We start from the raw sequence: 17652 nt of genomic DNA on the forward strand, positions 1-17652 counted from the left end.
GGCTCAGTCCCCGGCACGCTCGATCAGGTGCTGGAAGGCTTCCAGGTTGCGCGTCGACTCCCCGCGCGAGGTCCGCCACGCGTACTCCTTGCGGATGGCGGAGGCGAAGCCCAGCTCCAGCAGGGTGTTGAAGGCGCCGTCGGCGGCCTCGAGGACCTGGCCGAGGAGGCGGTCGATCTCGTCGGGGGTGACGGCGGCCAGGGGGAGCTTGGCGGTGACGTAGATGTCGCCGAGGCGGTCGACGGCGTAACCGATGCCGTAGAGCTTGAGGTTGCGTTCCAGCAGCCAGCGGTGGACGGCCGGTTCGTTCTCGTCGGGGTGGCGGATGACGAACGCGTTGAGGGAGAGGGAGTGCCGGCCGACGAGGAGGGCGAGCGTCGTCGACAGCTTGCGGGTGCCGGGGAGCTTGACGACGTAGTTGCCGGGCTCGGGGCTCTCCCACTCCAGGTCGGCGTCCCCCAGCGCCTCCTCGACGACCTGTGCTGTCTTCCGCGGTGCCTCAGCCATGGTGCGAGCGTACGCGACGGCGGTGGGACTGGATCGCGGCCGTGTACACGTCGGCCGTGGTGGCGGCGGCGCTGTCCCAGCCGAAGAACTGGGCGTGCCGGGCGGCGGCGTCGCCCATGCGCGGCGTCAGCTCGGGGTTGTCGGCGAAATCGCGCAGCACGCGCGCGTAGGCGGCGGGATCGTGACCCTGGACGAGGCGCCCGGTGTGCCCGTCGCGCACGGCTACCGGGAGGCCGCCGACCGCGGCGGCGAGGACCGGCGTACCGGCCGCCTGGGCCTCTATGGCGACCAGGCCGAAGGACTCGCTGTAGGACGGCATGACCAGCACGGAGGCGGCCCGGAACCAGTCGGCGAGCTGTTCCTGTCCGACGGGCGGGCGGAAGCGTACGACGTCGGCGATGCCGAGCCGCGCGGCGAGTTTCTGCAGCCCCTCCGGCTTGGCGAGGCCGCTGCCGCTGGGGCCGCCGACGACGGGGACGACGATGCGGGAGCGCAGCTCGGGGCGTTCGTCGAGGAGTACGGCGACGGCGCGCAGCAGGATGTCCGGCGCCTTCAGAGGCTGTATGCGGCCGGCGAAGAGCGGGATCAGCGCGTCCTGGGGCAGGCCGAGGCGGGCACGGGCCGCGGCGCGGGCGTTGCCGTTCTGGCCCGGTCCGGGGACGGTGCCCTTGGGAAAGGGGCGGAACCGGTCGAGGTTCACGCCGGGGTGGACGACGGCGACCTTGTCGGGGTCGGCGGCGTAGTGGCGGACGAGTTCGTCGGCCTCCTCCGCCGTGTTGGCGATCAGGCGGTCGGAGGCGGCGACGATCTGGGTCTCGCCGATGACGCGGGCGGCCGGTTCGGGGGTGTCGCCGTCGGCCAGGTTGGCGTTCTTGACCTTGGCCATGGTGTGCATGGCGTGCACCAGGGGAGCGCCCCAGCGCTGGGCGGCGAGCCAGCCGACGTGGCCGGAGAGCCAGTAGTGGGAGTGCACGAGGTCGTAGTAGCCGGGGCGGTGCCCGGCCCAGGCCTGCATCACGCCGTGGGTGAAGGCACAGAGCTGGGCGGGCAGCTCCTCCTTGGCCAGCCCCTCGTACGGGCCCGCGTCGATGTGCCGGACGAGGACGCCGGGGGCCAGCTCGACGGTGGGCGCGAGGGCGGCGGTGGTCGCCCGCGTGAAGATCTCGACCTCGATGTTGATCGCGGCGAGGCGCTGGGCGAGCTCCACGATGTAGACGTTCATGCCGCCGGCGTCGCCGGTGCCGGGCTGGTGGAGCGGTGAGGTGTGCACGGAGAGCATGGCGACGCGACGGGGCCTGCGCAGCAGCCTGAGCCGCGGGGAGGTCGCCGGTGAGCGACGCCCGAGCCTGCTGACGTACTGGCTCACGAGCCGTTCCTCCTCGCTGCGGGCATGCCGGCCGGAGGACATGCGCCGCCCTCCAAGGGGTGGGAACACCTGATGGGCGGTGCTCCATTCCGGTTTTCGGACCTTTGCCGAACCATTACCGCTGGTCGCTCAACCGTTCGAGGACCGAGTGCGTGCGATGCCGGGGGGTGCCGGGTCGGCGTGCGGGCCGGCGTGCGGGCCGGCGTGCGGGCCGGCGTGCGGGCCGGCGTGAACGCGTGTCGGCGCCCCACAGGGCTCCGGCGTGCACGCGTCCGCGACCCCCAGGTACAGGGCTCCGGCCTGCGTCCCCCGGTGACCGGTCGGGTGCCCGGCCGCGCATCCGGCATGTCCGGCCCGGAAGATCGCCTCGCCTCGCCTCGTCTCGCCGCACCGCACGACGCCGAGTCCGCACGCGAGTGCGCCGAGCTCGCGGAGTCCGCCGAGTGCGCCGAGTCCGCGGAGCTGTAGGCCCCGGAGGCCTGCGTCTCGGGCGGTGCCGACTGCCGCGGCCGGACGCGGTGGCCTGTGTCTCGGGCGGTGCCGACTGCCGCGGCCGGACGCGGTGGCGCCACCCGGCGGCACCACCTGCGGCCCTGAAACGCCGGCCGTACCATGCCGGCCGTCCGCATACCCTCGTATGCATGCCACCCCGCGCCACCGCCACCCGCCCCGTGGGCACGGTCACGCGCGGGACGACGAATCCCAACCGGCTGCGCCGCATGGACCGCTGGATCGCGGCCGCGCACGGCGCCGAACTGCGCCGCGCCGCCGACCCCGTCGCCGTCGACCTCGGCTACGGCGCCGCCCCCTGGACCGCCGTCGAACTGCTGCACCGCCTGCGCACGGTCGCGCCGCACGCGCGCGTGGTGGGCGTCGAGATCGACCCGGCCCGGGTGTCGGCGGCCCGGCCGTACGCGCGCACGGGGCTCGATTTCCGGCACGGCGGCTTCGAGGTCCCCGTCTCCCGGCCCCCGCTGCTGATCCGCGCGGCGAACGTGTTGCGCCAGTACGACGAGGGCGAGGTCGCCGCCGTCTGGCAGCGGCTGTGCGCGCGGCTCGCCCCGGCGACGGAGCACTCGCGCGGCGGGCTCCTGGTCGAGGGCACCTGTGACGAGATCGGGCGCCGGCACGTGTGGGTCGCGCTCGGTCCCGAGGGGCCGCGCACGGTCACCCTCGCGACCCGGCTGGGCTCCCTGGACCACCCCTCCGACCTGGCCGAACGGCTGCCGAAGGCGCTCATCCACCGCAACGTCCCCGGCGAGCCCGTACACGCCTTCCTGCGCGACTTCGACCGCGCCTGGGCCGCCGCCGCGCCCTACGCCTCCTACGGCGCCCGCCAGCGCTGGATGCGGGCCGTGCGGGACCTCGGAGCCGACTGGCCGGTGACGGACGGGCCGGTGAGGTGGCGCCAGGGCGAAGTGACGGTGCGGTGGGAGGCGTTGGCGCCGCGCATGTGAACCGGCGGCCCCGGCCCGCCGTCCCGCCCCGCCTCATCCCGTCCCGTCCCGTCCCGTCCTGTCGGGAACGATCTCGATGCGGCGCTCGTCACACACCGAGGGGGAAGCAGGAGGACAGCACGGCCTCTGTCGCTTTCCGCGCCGGCATGGCACGATCCCCCGAGCGAGCTATGTTACTGACGGTTAACCAGCTTTGGGGGCGAGGTATGCGTATGGGGAAGCTCGGCTTGACGACCGCTGCCATGACCGTGGTCTGCGCGGTCACCGTACTCGCGGCACCGGGCATGGCTTTCGCCGCGCCCGGCCCCACCCCGTCACCGGGTGCCCCCAGCACCTCCGCCGACCCGGCCGACCCGGCCGACCCGGCCGCCACGCCCGACAAGGACCTGGAAGCCGTACGCAAGCAGCTCGACAAGCTCTACCGGGCGGCGGCCTCGGCCACGGACGAGTACAACGCCGCCGAGGAGAAGGCCGGGAAGCAGAACGCCGAGATCGTCGAGCTGGCAAAGAGGATCGTCAAGGGCCAGGAGAAGCTGGACGGGCTCGAGGAACGCGCGGGAGCCGCGGCCCGCGCCCAGTACCGCACCGGCGGCCTGCCCGACGGGGCGAAGCTGATCCTGAGCGACGACCCCCAGGACTTCCTCGACGGCACGGGCCGGGTGATCCAGGGCCAGCGCGCCACCAAGGGCCTGCTCGGCGAGCTGGCCCGTGCCCAGGAGGACCTGAAGACCTACGCGGCGGACGCCTCCGCCCGCTTCAGGAAGCTGGAGGCGAACCGCAAGGCCAAGGCCACCGCCCAGAAGAAGATCGAGAAGCAGATCGCGGCGGCCGAGAAGCTGGAGTCCGAGCTGGAGAAGGAGGAGAAGGAACGCCTCGCCAGACTGGAGCGGGAGGCCCAGGCCAAGGCCCAGACCGCCTGGCTCGGCTCCGGCATCCTGAAGGACCTCGACGCCAAGGCGACCGAGCGGGGCCGCAAGGCGGTCGAGTACGCCACCGCCCAGATCGGCAAGCCGTACCAGTGGGGGGCCGAGGGTCCGAAGTCCTACGACTGCTCCGGCCTGACCTCACAGGCCTGGGTGTCGGCCGGGCAGGCGATACCGCGCACCTCGCAGCAGCAGTGGAAGCAGCTCAGGCACGTCGACACCGAGGACATGCGCCCCGGTGACCTGGTCATCTACTTCGACGACGCCAGCCATGTCGGCATGTACGTCGGCGACGGCTCCGTCGTGCACGCCCCGCGCCCGGGCCGATCGATCACGATCGCGGGCGCGGGCTCGATGCCGATCCTCGGCGTGGTCCGGCCGGACACGGACCCGGCGCCGGACACGACGCCGGACCCGGCACCCGGGGAGTGACGCGGACCACGCCTCCCGCGCCCGGTACGTGAGGCGGGCCACGTGACCCAGTCCACGCCCGGCGCCCCGCCCCGCGTGACGTTCGTCATCCCCGGCACCCGGCCGACGTGTCCAACTGCGGGGGATAACGCGGCATATGACAGTGGCCGACGGCAGCCCGACGTGTTCTGGACCATTCCGCAGCGGTGCGGTCACCCGCTATGGTCCCCGTCGGTGGGTCGAGGTCCCTCGCCCCGCCATGCCCTCGGGGGGAGGGAAGGAAACAGAAGACGATGCCCGTACCCGTACCGCGGCAGAGGGCGATCCCGGCCGTGGAGTGTGGTCAGGCGCCCGCCGCGTCTCCGGACAGCGGCCCTTCCAAGGAACAGGCCCCGCCCGGGACGCACCCGACGGAGAATCCCACCACGCAGCGAGTAGACACCACGGAGAAGCGCGAGAAGCCCACGGACACCAGCACCCACACCAGCACGGACAGCGGCACGGTCCGGACCACGGACCGCGCCCCGGACAGGGGCACGGACCCGCGCACGGACCGTCACGAGAGCACCGTCCCCACGAACCTCACGGTGCTGCTGATCGAGGACGATCCGGCCGGCTCGCCGATCGTGCCCGACCTGCTCGACCAGGCCGGCAAGCCGATCCGCGTCCGTACCGCGCGCAACCTCACCGAGGCCGAGCGGCTGCTGACCGACGACGTCCACTGCATCCTGCTGGACCTCGCCCTGTCGGCCCCCGCCCCGGCCCGCACGGGCCCCGACGGCAGCGGCGGCAGCGGCGGCAGCGGCGGCGGCGACGCGGAGGACGACGACGAGCTGGCGGTGCTCCGGCAGGTACTGGAGCTCGCGCCCCGGCACGCCGTGCTCGCGCTCACCTCCTCGAGCGACGCCGAGCGCGGCGCCGAGGCGGTCGCGGTCGGCGCACAGGACTACCTGTTCCGCGACGAGCTGGACGGCCGTCTGCTGAGCCGCGCGATCCGCTACGCCGTCGAGCGCAAGCGGTCCGACTCGGCGGAGCGGCGCCTGGCCGAGGGCCGGATGCGGGCGCAGGAGAACCGCCGCCTGGAGCGCGGCCTGCTGCCGACCCCGCTGCTGGCAGGCTCCCCGCTGCGCTTCGCGGCCCGCTACCGGCCGGGCCGCTCGCGCGCTCTGCTCGGCGGCGACTTCTACGACGTGGTCCGCACTCCGGACGGCACCGTGCACGCCATGATCGGCGACGTCTGCGGGCACGGCCCGGACGAGGCGGCGCTCGGAGTGGAGCTGCGGATCGCCTGGCGGGCGCTGACCCTGGCCGGGCTCTGCGGCGACCAGCTGCTCGGCACGCTCCAGCAGGTGCTGGAGCACGAGCGCTCGGACGAGGAGATCTTCGCCACCCTGTGCGCCGTGGACATCTCCCCGGACGGCCGCCGCGCCGGACTGTGCCTGGCCGGGCACCCGTCGCCGCTGATCGCCGGACCGGGCGTGCCCGCACGGCTGCTGCCCTACGACAACAACGGCCCGGCGCTGGGGCTGCTGCCGGGCGCCCGCTGGCCGCGGACGCAGGTGGAGCTGGGCGCCGAGTGGAGCCTGATGCTCTACACCGACGGTCTGATCGAGGGCCACGTCGGCGGAGGCCGGGAGCGACTCGGGCAGGACGGCATGGTGGAGATGGTCCGCCGCCAGATCGCCGAGGGCCTGCGGGGCGAGGAGCTGCTGCGGGCGACCGTCAACGAGGTGCGCGAGCTGAACGGCGGCGAGCTGGCCGACGACGTGGCCGTGGTCCTGCTGGACCGGACGGCCTGAGCGGACCGCACGATCTGAGCGGCCCCGACGGCCCGACCGGACCGGGGGACACGACCGGACCGGACGGCACGACCGGACGGCACGACCGGACCAGACGGCACGACCGGACCAGAGGACACGGCAGGACCAGGACACGGCAGGACCGGACGGCACGGCAGGACCGGAGGACACCACCGGAGCGGACGGCACGGGCCGTCCGGCCCCGGTGACCACCCGGTCGGCCTTCGCCATCCGCGCGGGCGTCCGTCTCAGCGTCCGCCGTTGTACGGGCCGTACGGGCCGTCGCTGCTGGAGCCGCGGCGGCTGCTGCGGCCGCCGCCCGACATGCCGCGCAGTGCGGGCCGTACGTCGACCATGTACACGATCGTCGCGATGAGACCGATGATCGGCAGGAACGACAGGATGTTGAAGATCAGGTTCACCACGAAGGCGATCCCGAGGACGATCAGCCAGAAGGGCTTCGTCTTCTTGTCGGCCGCGCGGTAGGCGTCCTCACGGCGCGTGGCGGCGTCGATCAAAGCGAAGCCGCTGAAAAGGATCAGGGCAGTGCTCAGCAGCCACATGAAGCCTGCGAACCCCTGCATCAGCACAACGTCCACCACCAGAATCGGGTCGTCATTACGCGGTCACCGTACCCGTAGAACGGGCCGGAAACCCCAAGGGTGCCCGGCCCGCTCCACTCGTCGCGCGCCCTGCCCTACTTGGCGGGCGGCGTCGTCTTCTTCGCGGTGGTGCTCTTCTTGGCCGGGGCCTTGCGCGGGGCGGGGGTCTTCTTCGCCGTGGCGGACTTCTCCTCGGTGACCCGGACCGGCTCGGGCTTGGCCGGGGCGGCGGGCTTGGCCGGCTCGACGGCCACGGCGAGGTCCTCCACGTCCTCGGCGAGGTCCTCGATGCCGTCGGCTGCCTGGCCGCGCCAGGTGCGCACCGCCTGCTCGCCGCGCTCGGCGACCTTCTCGTAGGTCTCCCTGGCCTTGACGGCGTACTCGGCGGCGACGCCGACCGAGCGCAGCGCGAGGTCCTGGGCGGTCTCGCCGAGCTTCTTGAAGTCGGAGTCGAGCGAGCCGAAGAGCTCGTTCGCCTTGGCCTGGAGGCTCCCCTGCGTCTCCCTGACGCGCGCCGTCGCCTTCTCCTGGACGGCCTTCGGGTCGGTGTTGCGCACGGCGTCGATCCGCGCCGGGGCCTCGGTGCGCAGCTGCTCCACCAGCACCGGCACCTTCTTGGCCTGCTGGAAGGCGAGGTCCGCGGTGCCCGCGGCGAAGTAGAGCGGGGTGGGGTCGCTGAAGGTCTTGCGCAGGTCGTCGGTGATGGCCATGGTGATGGTCCTCCGGAATCGCATGTGACTGAGGGTTTCGTGGTGGTCCCGCGCCCGGCCGGACGGCGGCTGCCCGCCGCTCGTCCGGCCGTCTACCGCGGGCCGGGGTCCGGTATGGAGGCGGCCCCGTCGACAACGGAGTCCGTGCCGGCGTCGGCGTCGGCGTCGGTCCCGAACCCGTTCTCCTTGCGGAAGGATTCGTAGACCTGGAGCAGCACCTGCTTCTGCCCCTCGTTCAGCGAGGGGTCGGCGAGGATGACCGCACGCGTCTCCACGTCGTCCCGGTCCCGCTCCGCGTCGAGGATGCCCGCGCGGACGTACAACGTCTCGGCGGAGATGCGCAGCGCCTTGGCGACCTGCTGGAGCACCTCCGCGCTCGGCTTGCGCAGCCCGCGCTCGATCTGGCTCAGGTACGGGTTGGAAACGCCCGCGGCATCGGCGAGCTGCCGCAGCGACAGCTGCGCGTTGCGCCGCTGCTCGCGCAGATACTCACCGAGGTTGCCGACGTTGAGCGATGCCATGACTCCACCATGCAGCACGTCGCTAACTTTTGCAAGCACCGCGCTTGCAAAAGTGCGCCCGTTCGCGGGAACGGATTCGGCGCATGACGCGGAAGGTGTCCGTCCCCAGTGCTTGTGAGGGCTTCCCGCTGGATCCGCCCCGCGAAGTGATCGAGTCCGATCGACCCGCGCGGCGAGGCTTCCGTGGTTCGTCCTACGGACGTCGCGCGACGAAGACGAACTCCTTGCCCGGTCTGTCGGGCGCGTCGCGGACGCCCTCCACCTCATAGCCCTGCGCGATCAGCTCCGTCTCGACCTCCTGCCGCTCACGGAAGCGCAGGGTGGAGTCCGACGTGAGTACCTGCCCGTCGGCAGCGAACACGTAAGTCCAGCGGAACGTCACCAGCGGCTCGTTCACCTCGATCACCTGGACCCAGGTTTCGACGGAGCCGACATCCGGGATCTCCGTCACGCGGTAGGAGGCTTCGCGATTCCACCCCTCCCAGGCCCGTCCGGCCGGATCGCGGGTCTCGAACACCAGACGGCCGCCAGGCTGCAGTGCTGCGTACGCGCCGCGCAGGGTCTCGCGCCATGCCTGCGGATCGAGGATCTGCTGGGCGGCGTTCGCGGTCATCGTCGCCAGGTCGACCCGCATCGGCGGGAGGGTAGAGGCGTCGCCGCAGATCCAGCGCACGCGCTCGCCGCCCGGCTTGGCTCGGGCCACGTCGATGGACGCCTGGGCGGGATCGACACCGACGACCTCGATCCCGCGATCAGCCAGCAGGAGCGCGAACACACCTGTTCCACAGCCGATGTCCAGCACCTGACGCGCACCGAACTCTTCCGTCATGCGGACGTACGCGTCGAGATCGCCGCGATCGGGGTCGAGTGGGTCGTAGATCGCGGCGAGCCGTGGATGTCCGAAGCAATCGTCTGTCATGCGGCCGAACGTAGGAGCCGCTGAGCCCGGACGCCCACTTGATTTCGCCATCTTCCTCTCGGTCCCGCCGACTTCCGCACAGTGGTTCACAGGGGGCACAGGGAGCACAGCGCAGAGGCGTTGCCGGCCGTGGACCGGTTCGAGGTCGGATGGCGGGCTGACGAGGGTGGGCCTCGGCGGCCGTTGGCGGATGTGCTCTCGGTGGAGGGCCGCCGTCGGGACCGGGCCGGCCGATGACTTTCCGGCGCCCGGGGAGTCATACCCCGTACCACCAGCCCGGCCCGGAGGACGCCCCATGAGCGCACTGCACGACACCCTGCACCGGTACGTCGACGACGGCAGCGTGCCGGGAGCCGTCGGACTCGTCGCCCGTGGGGGCGGGGAGGCGGACGTGGAGGTGGTGACCGCCGGCTCGGTCGACGCCGAGGGCACCGCACCGATGGCGAGGGACACGATCTTCCGTATCGCGTCCCTCACCAAGCCCGTCGCGGCGGCCGCGGTCCTGATGCTGGTGGAGGAGGGGCGGCTCGCCCTGGACGCGCCGGTCGAGGAGTGGCTGCCGGAGCTGGCGGAACCGAGCGTGGTGCGCACACCCGGCGCCCCCGTCGACGACGTGGTCCCGGCGGACCGCCCGATCACGGTCGAGGACGTGCTCGGCTCCCGCACCGGCTGGGGTTTCCCCGCCGACTTCTCCCTCCCGGCGGTGCGGTCCCTGTTCGCCGTACAGCGGGACGGCCGCTCCCTGGGGGACTGGCCGGACCCGGGCACGTGGCTGAACCTGCTCGCGCGGGTGCCGATGCTGCACCAGCCCGGCACCGCCTGGCTGTACGGCACCTCCTCCGACCTCCAGGGCATCCTGGTCGCCCGGGCGTCGGGCCGCACCCTCCCCGACTTCCTCGCGGAACGGATCTTCGAACCGCTGGGCATGAGGGACACCGCCTTCGAGGTCCCCGAGGCGAAGCGGTCGCGCTTCACGTCGTTCTACACCCCGGCTCCGGACGGCACCCTGGAACTGACCGACGCTCCGGACGGCGAGTGGGACCGTCTCCCGCGCTTCCACTCGGGCGGCGGGGGCCTGGTGTCCACGGCCGACGACTGGCTGGCCTTCGCCCGCATGCTGCTGAACGGCGGCGAGGGCGACGGCCACCGCCTCCTCACCCGCTCCTCGGTCGACCGCATGACCACCAACCACCTCACGGCCGAGCAGCGCGCCGCCGTGCCCCTCTTCCTGGAGGGCCAGGGCTGGGGATACGGCGGCCAGGTCGACGTCGCCCCGACCGATCCCTGGAACGTGCCGGGACGCTACGGCTGGGTGGGCGGTACGGGGACGACGGCGCACATCGTCCCCGCCACCGGAACCGTCGCGATCCTGCTGACCCAGGTGGGGATGACGAGCCCCACCCCGACGCCGCTGATGCGTGACTTCTGGAGGAGCGTCGCGGGCGATCAGGCGTCCCCGGGGGCCGCTCCGGGGGCGTGACCGCCGGTGCACGGCCTCAGAAGGGCAGGGGCCGCTCGTGCACCACGTCCAGCCGGGACACCGCGCGGGTGAGCACCACGTACAGCCGGTGCAGGCCCCGCCCTCCGGGGCCCTCCGCCGCCGCGATCGCCGCCGGTTCGACGGCGACGACGTGGTCGTACTCCAGGCCCTTGACCACGCTCGCCGGGACCACGGCCACCCGGGCACCCAGTGCCTCGGGTCCCGCCGCCGCGATGCCGGCCGCGTCCAGGGCCGCCCGCAGCCCGGGTACGTCCGGGTCGGCGGCGACGACGCCCACCGAGCCCTCGCTGGTGAGCGCGTGCCGCACGGCGTCCACGACGGCCTCCGGAACGGCGCCGGGCGTCGTCTCGCGCAGCGTCAGCTCACCGTCGCCGCGCAGGGAACGGGCCTCCGGTACCTCCACGTCGAGCCGCGCGAGCAGCCGGTTGGTGAGGCCCACGACCTCCTTCGGCACCCGGAACCCGGTGGTCAGCGGCACCACGGCCGCGTCCGGGCGGCCCAGGTGCGCGAGGGTGGTCGGCCAGGAGCGCGCGGCCCACGGTGTGGTGCCCTGGGCGAGGTCGCCGAGGACGGTCAGCGAACCGAAGGCGGACCGGCGGGCGATGGCCCGGCACTCCATCGGGGAGAGGTCCTGGGCCTCGTCGACGACGATGTGGCCGTAGCCCTCGGGGTGTTCGAGGAGTCCGGCGACCTCGTCGAGGAGGACCAGGTCGGCGGCGGACCAGCGAGCCGACTTCCACGACCGCGGCGCCCGTCCGGTCCACAGCAGGGCCTCCCGCTCCTCCTCGTCCAGCAGTCCGTCGGCGGCCCGGGCCAGCACGCCGGCATCGCCGAGCAGCTGTGCGAGGACCTCTTCGGGGCGCACCCGGGGCCATACGGCGTCGAGGTGGGCGCCGATCGGGCGGGCCCGCTCGATACGGCGCAGCCAGGCGTTGGTCTGCGGCCCGGCGCGCCGTTCGGCCCGCTCCTGGACATACCGCACGATCCGGGCCCGCACCCGCTCGCGCCCGACGGTGTACGGCGGTTCCTCCTCCCGTACGTCCGCGACGATGCGGGCCAGCGTCCCGTCCGGGACGCGCCACCGGTAGGAGCCGTCCGGTACGGCGAGGGGGCCGGCGGCGCCGGGCGCCACGCGCGCGTACAGGGCGCGGCGCAGCACCTCGGCCATCCGGACGTCGTGCTTGACGGCGGCGGCCCGTTCGCCGTCCGTGCCGGTGACCGGGTGGCGGGCGATCTCCCGGGGCAGGGTGGACTGACGTACGCCGGTCTCGCCGAGGGCGGGGAGCACCTCGGCGATGTAGGAGAGGAAGGTCGGGTTGGGGCCGAGGATCAGCAGTCCGCCGCGCCGGATGCGCTGCGGGTGGGTGTAGAGCAGGTAGGCGGCCCGGTGCAGGCCGACGGCGGTCTTGCCCGTGCCCGGGGCTCCCTGGACGCACACGGTGGTGGTGAGGCCGGCGCGGACGAGGTCGTCCTGTTCGGGCTGGATGGTGGCGGCGATGTCACGCATGGGCCCGACTCGGGGCCGCCCGATCTCCCGGGCGACGATGGCGCCGGCCCGGGACTCTCCCCGGCCCAGGTGCTCGTCCTCCATGCCGGTGAGGTCGGCGCGGTCGCCGCGGCTTGCGGGCGCCCAGCCGAAGCGGCGGCGGACGGCGACGCCGCGGGGGTCACCGGCGGTGGCCTGGTAGAAGGCGCGGGAGACGGGGGCGCGCCAGTCGACGACGAGGGGCGGAGCGGCCGGGTGCTCGCTGATCCGCAGCCGCCCGATGTGCAGCGCCCGCTCCCCGCCGTCGCCGTCGGTCCCGGCCTCCGTCGCGCTGAAGTCCAGCCGTCCGAAGAACAGCGGCCCCTCGGGCAGTTCGCGCATCTCCTTGGCCCGGCTGCGCAGCCGGTGTCCGAGGACCTCGGCGTCGGCGCCGGAGGCGGAGACGTCCTCGCCGGTGACGACGTGCTCCCGGGCGCCCTCGACCATCGCGGTGAGGACGGCCCGGCAGTGTTCGTGGTGGGCGCGCTCCCGGTCGAGGGCGCGCTTGAGGGCGGGTTCGGTCGACGTCATTCCGGCAAGCGTACCGGAATAACGTGACTGAGTAATATCTTTTACCGAGTCATCCGACGGGTCGGTCTGCCGGGGCCGTGGCCAGCCCCGGCAGCCCCGCCGCCAGCCCGGCGAACGCCCGTCCGGCCGCCGCCACCGCCTCCCCCCGCACGTCCTCCACCCGTTCCCCGTCGGCGATCCGCCGCCAGTTCTCCAGCGCCAGGATCCGCTGCACGGCGATGATCTGCCCGGCGGCCAGCCTGGCCTCCAGGCCACCGCCGAGCACCTCGGCCAGCGCGGCCTCGGACCGCTCCAGCTGCGTGTGCATCCGGGCGACCAGGGCGGGTGTGCCGTAGAGCAGCCGGTGGAAGGCGAGTACGGCGGGGTGGTCGTTGAGTCCGGTCACCGGGTCGCATCGCTCGAGGCCCGCCAGAAAGTGCCGCCGCAGCGCGTCGAGCGGCGCCGGGCCCTCCCCCGCCACCCGGGCCGCCTCCTCCTCGTGGTCGGCGATGCGGTGCAGGACGAGGTCCTCCTTCGCCGGGAAGTACCGGAAGAGCGTCGGCTTGGAGACCTCGGCCGCGGCGGCCACCTCCGCGACGGACACCGCGTCGAACCCCTTCTCCAGGAAGAGTTCGACGGCGACGTCCGACAGGGTTCGGAACATCCGCTGCTTCTTGCGCTCGCGCAGACCGGGGGCGTTCATGGGGCGAGCCTAGGCCTGTCCGGCGGCTGCCCGTCGTCCGTGTGCGCGCGGCTCCACCGCGCGAGGGCCGCGCCGATCTCGGCCGGGCCGGGTACCGAGTCGAGCCCCAGGGGCACGGCCGCGTCGGCCAGGACGCCGTGCAGCCTGACCGCCGCCGGCAGGACCCGGGAACGGGGCGACCGAGCGTCCCGCCCCAGCGAGACGGCTTCCCGGACGACGTCGGTGAAGACCGACTGGGCGCGCTTGTACCCGACGAGCCGTCCCAGGTCCTGCCGCCAGCCGCGCGAACCGCCCGGACGCACGGCCTCGACCGCACGACGCCACCCCTCCGCCACCTGTCGGCGCTGCCAGGACGGGTAGCGCATCAGATGCAGATGGGTGGCCAGCTCGTACAGGGGGTCGCCGACCATCGCCAGTTCCCAGTCGATGGTCCACAGCCGCCGGTCCGCGTCGACGATGAGGTTCTCGCGGTGCAGGTCGGCGTGGAGCAGGCAGAACGGACGCTCGCGGAGTCCGCGGACATGCTTCCGCAAGCGTCCGAACGCGTCGTCGTCCAGCCCCAGGGCCGCGAAGAGGGACCCGAACTCCCCCAGGTTGTGCGCGTAGACACGCCGCTCGGTGAAGCGGACGAGCCGTTCCACGAACCCGTCCGTGTCGCCGTCCGCCGGGCGGTCCTCGGGGCGGCACCGCCTGTCCACCGTGAGGGTGCGCGAGGTGACGGCCGCCGTCTCCCCGAAGAGCCGCACGATCTGCCGTACGAGCCCGTCGGGCACCGCCCGGCCCGCTCCGTGCAGCGTTCCGAGGGTCTGGCCCTCGACGAACCGCTGCAGGGGCAGCCCGTCGATCTCGAAGACATCCGGTACGCCGGTGATCCGGCCCCGCAGGGCCCGCAGCAGCTCTTCCTCCGACCGGAAGCACCGGCGGTCGAACCACAGCAGGTTGCCGCGCGGTTCCCGGCACTTCCAGCGGGCCGCGCCCGCGGCACCGTCCACTCCGGGCAGCGGTACCACGTAGGTCTCGTGGTGGTATCCGCGCAGCGGGCCCTCGACCGTGCTCGCGTCACCGCTCACCTCGACGGCGCGAAGCCGGGCGGGGGAGGCCGATTCAGGCGACATTCACCGTTTCTCTCGCCTTGGACCCTTGCGGAGGTGCAGGAGTGGGAGAACGGTACTCCTGTTGTCCCCGGCAGCCCACGGAACGCCGCCGAAGGCCCCGGACGCCGCCGCCGGGTCCCACCGCACGGGGAACGCGGGAGCACGTGGGCGGCACCCGGCCTCAGGCGCCGGCCGGCCCCGCGGCCTCCCACAGCAGTCTGAGGACCGGCTCAAGCGAGTCCACGACCGTTTCCGCGCCCGCCTGTTTCAGTGCCTTCGCCTTCCGCTCGCTGCGGGCGTAGCCCAGGAAGAGCACGCCGGCCCGGCGGGCGGCGGTCAGGTCGGAGGTGGTGTCGCCGACCATCAGGGCCCGCCCGGGGGCGACGCCCATCGCGCCGAGGGCGCGGTGGAGGCAGTACGGGTCGGGCTTGAGCAGGTGAAGGTCCTGGGTGCGGCCGTAGATGTGCGGGGCGAAGCAGTCCAGCAGGCCACGGGTCGTGAGGTATGCGCTCACCACGCGCGGGGAGTTGTTGGTCGTGATCGCGAGACCGACGCCGAGCGCGGCCCAGGTGCGGATCAGCGGGTCCGCGTACGCGGTCGGCCACGCGGTGGGCACGGCGCGCAGTTCCTCCCGGGTCAGCCGGTCCTCGAAGTCGGCGACCAGGTCGCTGCGGTGGCGCCCGCGGTTGACCGCGCCCAGCAGGACGTGCGGGTCGGGGTGGACCTGCTCCTCCCGGGTCAGCAGTTCCTTGAGGCCCTGGCCCTCCAGCCAGTCCACCAGTTCGCCGGCCACCCGGTCGGCCGAGTAGCCCGCGAACAGCCTGCAGATGGGGCCGTCGAAGTCCCACAGGACGACGCGGGCGCCCGCGACCAGTTCCCTCAGACCTTCGGCCCGCTCGGTCACCGGTTCCGTCTGATCCGTATCGGAAGTCACTAGGAGAGTGTCATGTCCGTGGTGATGGTTTCCCAGAGGGCGTCGAACCACTTCTGCGATTCGTCCACGAACACCGCGTCCCGGTGACCGGTGCGCTTCAGGAACGAGAACAGCAGCGACTGGGAGCCGAGCGCGTCGTACATCTCCAGCGTCCGGCTCTCGTACTCCTCCTCGCGCCGGGTCAGCAGGTAGTAGCCGAGAAGGGCCTCCTCGCCGTTGAGCAGGTAGAGCTTCATCGGCGGGGTGAACGGCAGGGCGCGGAAGGCGACGTGCACGTCGACGCGGTGGGTGGAGCGCACGGCGTGCAGGTTGTGCTGGAGGACGCGGGCCTGGGCGTTGCGCATCTGGAGCCAGCGCCGGGGGAGCGGGTCGTCCTCCTCGTCCTCGACCAGGACGGGGAAGGCCAGTTCGATGTCGCGTGACGGCATCAGGACGCGGAAGTCGATCGCCTCCGGGTGGATGCGGCCCTCGTGGATCATGCGGAGCGGCTCGCTGAGAGCCAGCATCAGCGTCTCCGAGGTGTGGCACACGACGTCGACCCGCACACGCGGGGCGGCGAACGCCTGCGCCAGGCGCGGTCCGAGTGCCACCATCGTCGGCTGCGGCTCGGCCCGGGGCGTGGCGGGCTCGGCGATGCGCGGCGGGCTGCCCTTGCTGACGTTGGTGAGCAGCCCGTCCTCCTGGAGTGCGCGCAGGGCCTGGCGTACGGTGCCGCGCTCCACGCCGAACTCCTCGGCCAACTCGGCCTGGGTGGGCAGGCGCTCGCCCGCCCTGAGGTCTCCCCCGCGGATCCGCTCCCGCAGGACGTCGGCGATCTCCTGGGACGAGAGCCTTCTGCTGCCGTTCACGGACACGTTCTCCTGAGTCACGACCAAACGCTACAACTTCGACCTACCTATGGGGAGTTGTTTAAAACTTGTTTACAGGTAGCGGCCAAGCGGGGACAACGTAGGCAGAGTTGGTTGCCAACTTAGTCCAGTTGGCGGAAGTTCGCCTTCCTGAAGGGGGAAGACCATGCCCGTCCTCGCCCTGGTCTCCGCGGTGTTCGTCCTCACCTCCGAGCAGCTCGTCCAGTGGAAGTACGGCGCCACCGGCATCGTCGCCCTGCTCCTGCTCACCCTGGGCATCAAGGCCAAGAGCCCGTCCGTCAGCTCCGCCGGGGCGGTGCTGCTGGCCCTCCTGGTCGCGGGTCCCGCACTGTGACCGGGGACGGTCAGGCCGTGAGCAGCAGCTCCGAACTGATCGTCCCCCACAGCGCGTCGAACCACAGCCGGGACTGCTTCACGAACACGCCGTCGCGCAGGCCACCGCCCTGCTCGAAACCGAACAGCGTCGAGCGGATGCCGTCCGCGTCGTACAACTCCAGCTGCTCGTGGCCGATCTCCTGCTCGCGCCTGCTGAGCGTGTAGTAAGCGAAGAGAGCCTCGGCACGGTTGAGCACGTACAGCTTCACCGGCGGAGTGAAGGGCAGCGCGCGGAAGGAGACGCGCACGTCGATGCCGTGCGTGGCGCGCAGGCTCAGCAGGTTGTGCTGGAGCACCTGCCCCTGGGCGTTGCGCATGGCCAGCCACCGCTCGTGCACCGGGCCGTCCGCCGCACCGCCCGCGACCGCCACCGGAAAGGCGAGGTCCATGTCGCCGCTCGGCAGCAGGACCCGGACGTCGACCTTGGCCGGTTTCAGTCCCCCCGCGTGGATCTGGCGCAGGGCTTCACCGAGGGCGAGGGTGAGCGAGACGGCGGTCAGGCACAGGGCGTCGATCTCCACGTGCTCGGCGGCGAAGGCGGCCGCGATCCGGGGCGCGAGGGCGACCGTGGTGGGCATCGGCCGCGCCCCCGGGCCGGCCTGGGCGCCGTAGAGGTCGGGCGCGACCGTGGCGGGGCTCCCCTTGGACACGTTGGTGAGCAGACGTTCCGACTGCAGGATGCGCAGGGCCTGACGGACGGCGCCGCGCTCCACGCCGAACTCGTCGGCCAACTGGGCCTGCGTGGGCATGCGCTGGCCCGGCCGCAGCCGACCGGACCTGATCCGGGCGCGCAGCTCGTCGGCCACCTCTCCGTGTGTGGTCTGTGGCCGCTGCCATCTCTTCCGCCCGTTGACGGGGGCATGTTCCGGCTCCACGACCAAACACTACAACTTCTCGCCATCTTTGGGCAGTTCACCGGAAGGTGG

Annotated in this window: 18 protein-coding genes; 6 read left to right on the forward strand and 12 right to left on the reverse strand. The window is 72.7% G+C overall.

Features of this window, described 5'->3' with window-relative positions; genetic code table 11:
• Positions 1-3: 3 nt before the first annotated feature.
• Both ACGFYH_RS10905 and mshA read right to left on the reverse strand, forming a co-directional pair.
• Positions 4-507, reverse strand: a complete 504-nt coding sequence (locus ACGFYH_RS10905; protein WP_393802800.1) for a YbjN domain-containing protein — start codon at positions 505-507, stop codon at positions 4-6.
• Positions 500-1873: a D-inositol-3-phosphate glycosyltransferase gene (gene mshA, locus ACGFYH_RS10910; protein WP_393802801.1), complete on the reverse strand. Its 1374-nt coding sequence runs from the start codon at positions 1871-1873 to the stop codon at positions 500-502. The genes ACGFYH_RS10905 and mshA overlap by 8 nt, the downstream gene beginning before the upstream one ends.
• Positions 1874-2185: 312 nt before the next feature.
• Here mshA and ACGFYH_RS10915 point away from each other — a divergent pair, with 312 nt between their 5' ends.
• The 4 genes from ACGFYH_RS10915 to ACGFYH_RS10930 all read left to right on the forward strand — a co-directional run bounded on the left by ACGFYH_RS10915 (position 2186) and on the right by ACGFYH_RS10930 (position 6463).
• Entirely contained in the window at positions 2186-2341 is a 156-nt protein-coding gene (locus ACGFYH_RS10915) for a hypothetical protein (protein ID WP_393802802.1), read from the forward strand.
• A 173-nt stretch (positions 2342-2514) separates the two neighbouring features.
• On the forward strand, positions 2515-3330 hold the full coding sequence (locus ACGFYH_RS10920; RefSeq protein WP_393802803.1) for a class I SAM-dependent methyltransferase: 816 nt from the start codon (positions 2515-2517) through the stop codon (positions 3328-3330).
• Positions 3331-3536: 206 nt separating this feature from the next.
• Positions 3537-4685 carry an NlpC/P60 family protein gene (locus ACGFYH_RS10925; RefSeq protein ID WP_393802804.1) on the forward strand — a complete coding sequence of 383 codons (1149 nt, stop codon included), beginning with the start codon at positions 3537-3539 and terminating at the stop codon, positions 4683-4685.
• Positions 4686-4957: 272 nt separating this feature from the next.
• The gene (locus ACGFYH_RS10930) at positions 4958-6463 is read left to right on the forward strand and encodes a PP2C family protein-serine/threonine phosphatase (protein ID WP_393802805.1); all 1506 of its coding nucleotides are present in this window, start codon (positions 4958-4960) and stop codon (positions 6461-6463) included.
• A 248-nt stretch (positions 6464-6711) separates the two neighbouring features.
• On the opposite strand, the gene ACGFYH_RS10935 is transcribed toward ACGFYH_RS10930, so the two are convergent.
• The 4 genes from ACGFYH_RS10935 to ACGFYH_RS10950 form a co-directional block, all read right to left on the reverse strand.
• Complete coding sequence (locus ACGFYH_RS10935; protein ID WP_393802806.1) at positions 6712-7047, reverse strand: DUF2516 family protein; 336 nt, start codon at positions 7045-7047, stop codon at positions 6712-6714.
• A 113-nt stretch (positions 7048-7160) separates the two neighbouring features.
• Positions 7161-7775 (reverse strand): hypothetical protein, encoded by a 615-nt coding sequence (locus tag ACGFYH_RS10940; RefSeq protein WP_393802807.1) that lies wholly within the window; start codon positions 7773-7775, stop codon positions 7161-7163.
• Positions 7776-7867: 92 nt separating this feature from the next.
• The gene (locus ACGFYH_RS10945; protein ID WP_393802808.1) at positions 7868-8296 is read right to left on the reverse strand and encodes a helix-turn-helix domain-containing protein; all 429 of its coding nucleotides are present in this window, start codon (positions 8294-8296) and stop codon (positions 7868-7870) included.
• 193 nt (positions 8297-8489) lie between these two features.
• Positions 8490-9215, reverse strand: coding sequence for a class I SAM-dependent methyltransferase (locus ACGFYH_RS10950; RefSeq protein WP_393802809.1), 726 nt, complete (start codon positions 9213-9215; stop codon positions 8490-8492).
• A gap of 295 nt (positions 9216-9510) precedes the next feature.
• Between ACGFYH_RS10950 and ACGFYH_RS10955 the strand changes: the two genes are divergently transcribed.
• Positions 9511-10695, forward strand: a complete 1185-nt coding sequence (locus ACGFYH_RS10955; RefSeq protein WP_393802810.1) for a serine hydrolase domain-containing protein — start codon at positions 9511-9513, stop codon at positions 10693-10695.
• Positions 10696-10711: 16 nt separating this feature from the next.
• On the opposite strand, the gene ACGFYH_RS10960 is transcribed toward ACGFYH_RS10955, so the two are convergent.
• The 5 genes from ACGFYH_RS10960 to ACGFYH_RS10980 all read right to left on the reverse strand — a co-directional run bounded on the left by ACGFYH_RS10960 (position 10712) and on the right by ACGFYH_RS10980 (position 16357).
• Complete coding sequence (locus ACGFYH_RS10960; RefSeq protein WP_393802811.1) at positions 10712-12772, reverse strand: HelD family protein; 2061 nt, start codon at positions 12770-12772, stop codon at positions 10712-10714.
• A gap of 49 nt (positions 12773-12821) precedes the next feature.
• Complete coding sequence (locus tag ACGFYH_RS10965; protein ID WP_393802812.1) at positions 12822-13454, reverse strand: TetR/AcrR family transcriptional regulator; 633 nt, start codon at positions 13452-13454, stop codon at positions 12822-12824.
• Positions 13451-14569 (reverse strand): phosphotransferase, encoded by a 1119-nt coding sequence (locus tag ACGFYH_RS10970; RefSeq protein WP_393802813.1) that lies wholly within the window; start codon positions 14567-14569, stop codon positions 13451-13453. Before ACGFYH_RS10970 ends, ACGFYH_RS10965 begins: the two co-directional genes overlap by 4 nt.
• A gap of 160 nt (positions 14570-14729) precedes the next feature.
• Positions 14730-15482: an HAD family hydrolase gene (locus tag ACGFYH_RS10975; protein WP_393802814.1), complete on the reverse strand. Its 753-nt coding sequence runs from the start codon at positions 15480-15482 to the stop codon at positions 14730-14732.
• On the reverse strand, positions 15482-16357 hold the full coding sequence (locus ACGFYH_RS10980) for a winged helix-turn-helix domain-containing protein (RefSeq protein ID WP_393802815.1): 876 nt from the start codon (positions 16355-16357) through the stop codon (positions 15482-15484). The genes ACGFYH_RS10975 and ACGFYH_RS10980 overlap by 1 nt, the downstream gene beginning before the upstream one ends.
• A 139-nt stretch (positions 16358-16496) precedes the next feature.
• Here ACGFYH_RS10980 and ACGFYH_RS10985 point away from each other — a divergent pair, with 139 nt between their 5' ends.
• Positions 16497-16685, forward strand: coding sequence for a hypothetical protein (locus ACGFYH_RS10985; RefSeq protein WP_393802816.1), 189 nt, complete (start codon positions 16497-16499; stop codon positions 16683-16685).
• Between the two features lie 10 nt (positions 16686-16695).
• On the opposite strand, the gene ACGFYH_RS10990 is transcribed toward ACGFYH_RS10985, so the two are convergent.
• Complete coding sequence (locus tag ACGFYH_RS10990; protein WP_393802817.1) at positions 16696-17607, reverse strand: winged helix-turn-helix domain-containing protein; 912 nt, start codon at positions 17605-17607, stop codon at positions 16696-16698.
• Positions 17608-17652 lie beyond the last annotated feature (45 nt).

It is taken from the genome of Streptomyces sp. NPDC048392, from assembly GCF_043200575.1.
Taxonomy (GTDB): Bacteria; Actinomycetota; Actinomycetes; order Streptomycetales; family Streptomycetaceae; genus Streptomyces.

What these genes read in the sequence shown, in the direction of transcription:
- ACGFYH_RS10940 (WP_393802807.1), bottom strand. Translation starts at nt 7,775, where the DNA reads ATGGCCATCACCGACGACCTGCGCAAGACCTTCAGCGACCCCACCCCG.
- ACGFYH_RS10970 (WP_393802813.1), bottom strand. Translation starts at nt 14,569, where the DNA reads ATGTCGCCTGAATCGGCCTCCCCCGCCCGGCTTCGCGCCGTCGAGGTG.
- ACGFYH_RS10945 (WP_393802808.1), bottom strand. Translation starts at nt 8,296, where the DNA reads ATGGCATCGCTCAACGTCGGCAACCTCGGTGAGTATCTGCGCGAGCAG.
- ACGFYH_RS10950 (WP_393802809.1), bottom strand. Translation starts at nt 9,215, where the DNA reads ATGACAGACGATTGCTTCGGACATCCACGGCTCGCCGCGATCTACGAC.
- ACGFYH_RS10955 (WP_393802810.1), top strand. Translation starts at nt 9,511, where the DNA reads ATGAGCGCACTGCACGACACCCTGCACCGGTACGTCGACGACGGCAGC.
- ACGFYH_RS10935 (WP_393802806.1), bottom strand. Translation starts at nt 7,047, where the DNA reads ATGCAGGGGTTCGCAGGCTTCATGTGGCTGCTGAGCACTGCCCTGATC.
- ACGFYH_RS10965 (WP_393802812.1), bottom strand. Translation starts at nt 13,454, where the DNA reads ATGAACGCCCCCGGTCTGCGCGAGCGCAAGAAGCAGCGGATGTTCCGA.
- ACGFYH_RS10930 (WP_393802805.1), top strand. Translation starts at nt 4,958, where the DNA reads ATGCCCGTACCCGTACCGCGGCAGAGGGCGATCCCGGCCGTGGAGTGT.
- ACGFYH_RS10960 (WP_393802811.1), bottom strand. Translation starts at nt 12,772, where the DNA reads ATGACGTCGACCGAACCCGCCCTCAAGCGCGCCCTCGACCGGGAGCGC.
- ACGFYH_RS10905 (WP_393802800.1), bottom strand. Translation starts at nt 507, where the DNA reads ATGGCTGAGGCACCGCGGAAGACAGCACAGGTCGTCGAGGAGGCGCTG.
- ACGFYH_RS10985 (WP_393802816.1), top strand. Translation starts at nt 16,497, where the DNA reads ATGCCCGTCCTCGCCCTGGTCTCCGCGGTGTTCGTCCTCACCTCCGAG.
- ACGFYH_RS10925 (WP_393802804.1), top strand. Translation starts at nt 3,537, where the DNA reads ATGCGTATGGGGAAGCTCGGCTTGACGACCGCTGCCATGACCGTGGTC.
- ACGFYH_RS10920 (WP_393802803.1), top strand. Translation starts at nt 2,515, where the DNA reads ATGCCACCCCGCGCCACCGCCACCCGCCCCGTGGGCACGGTCACGCGC.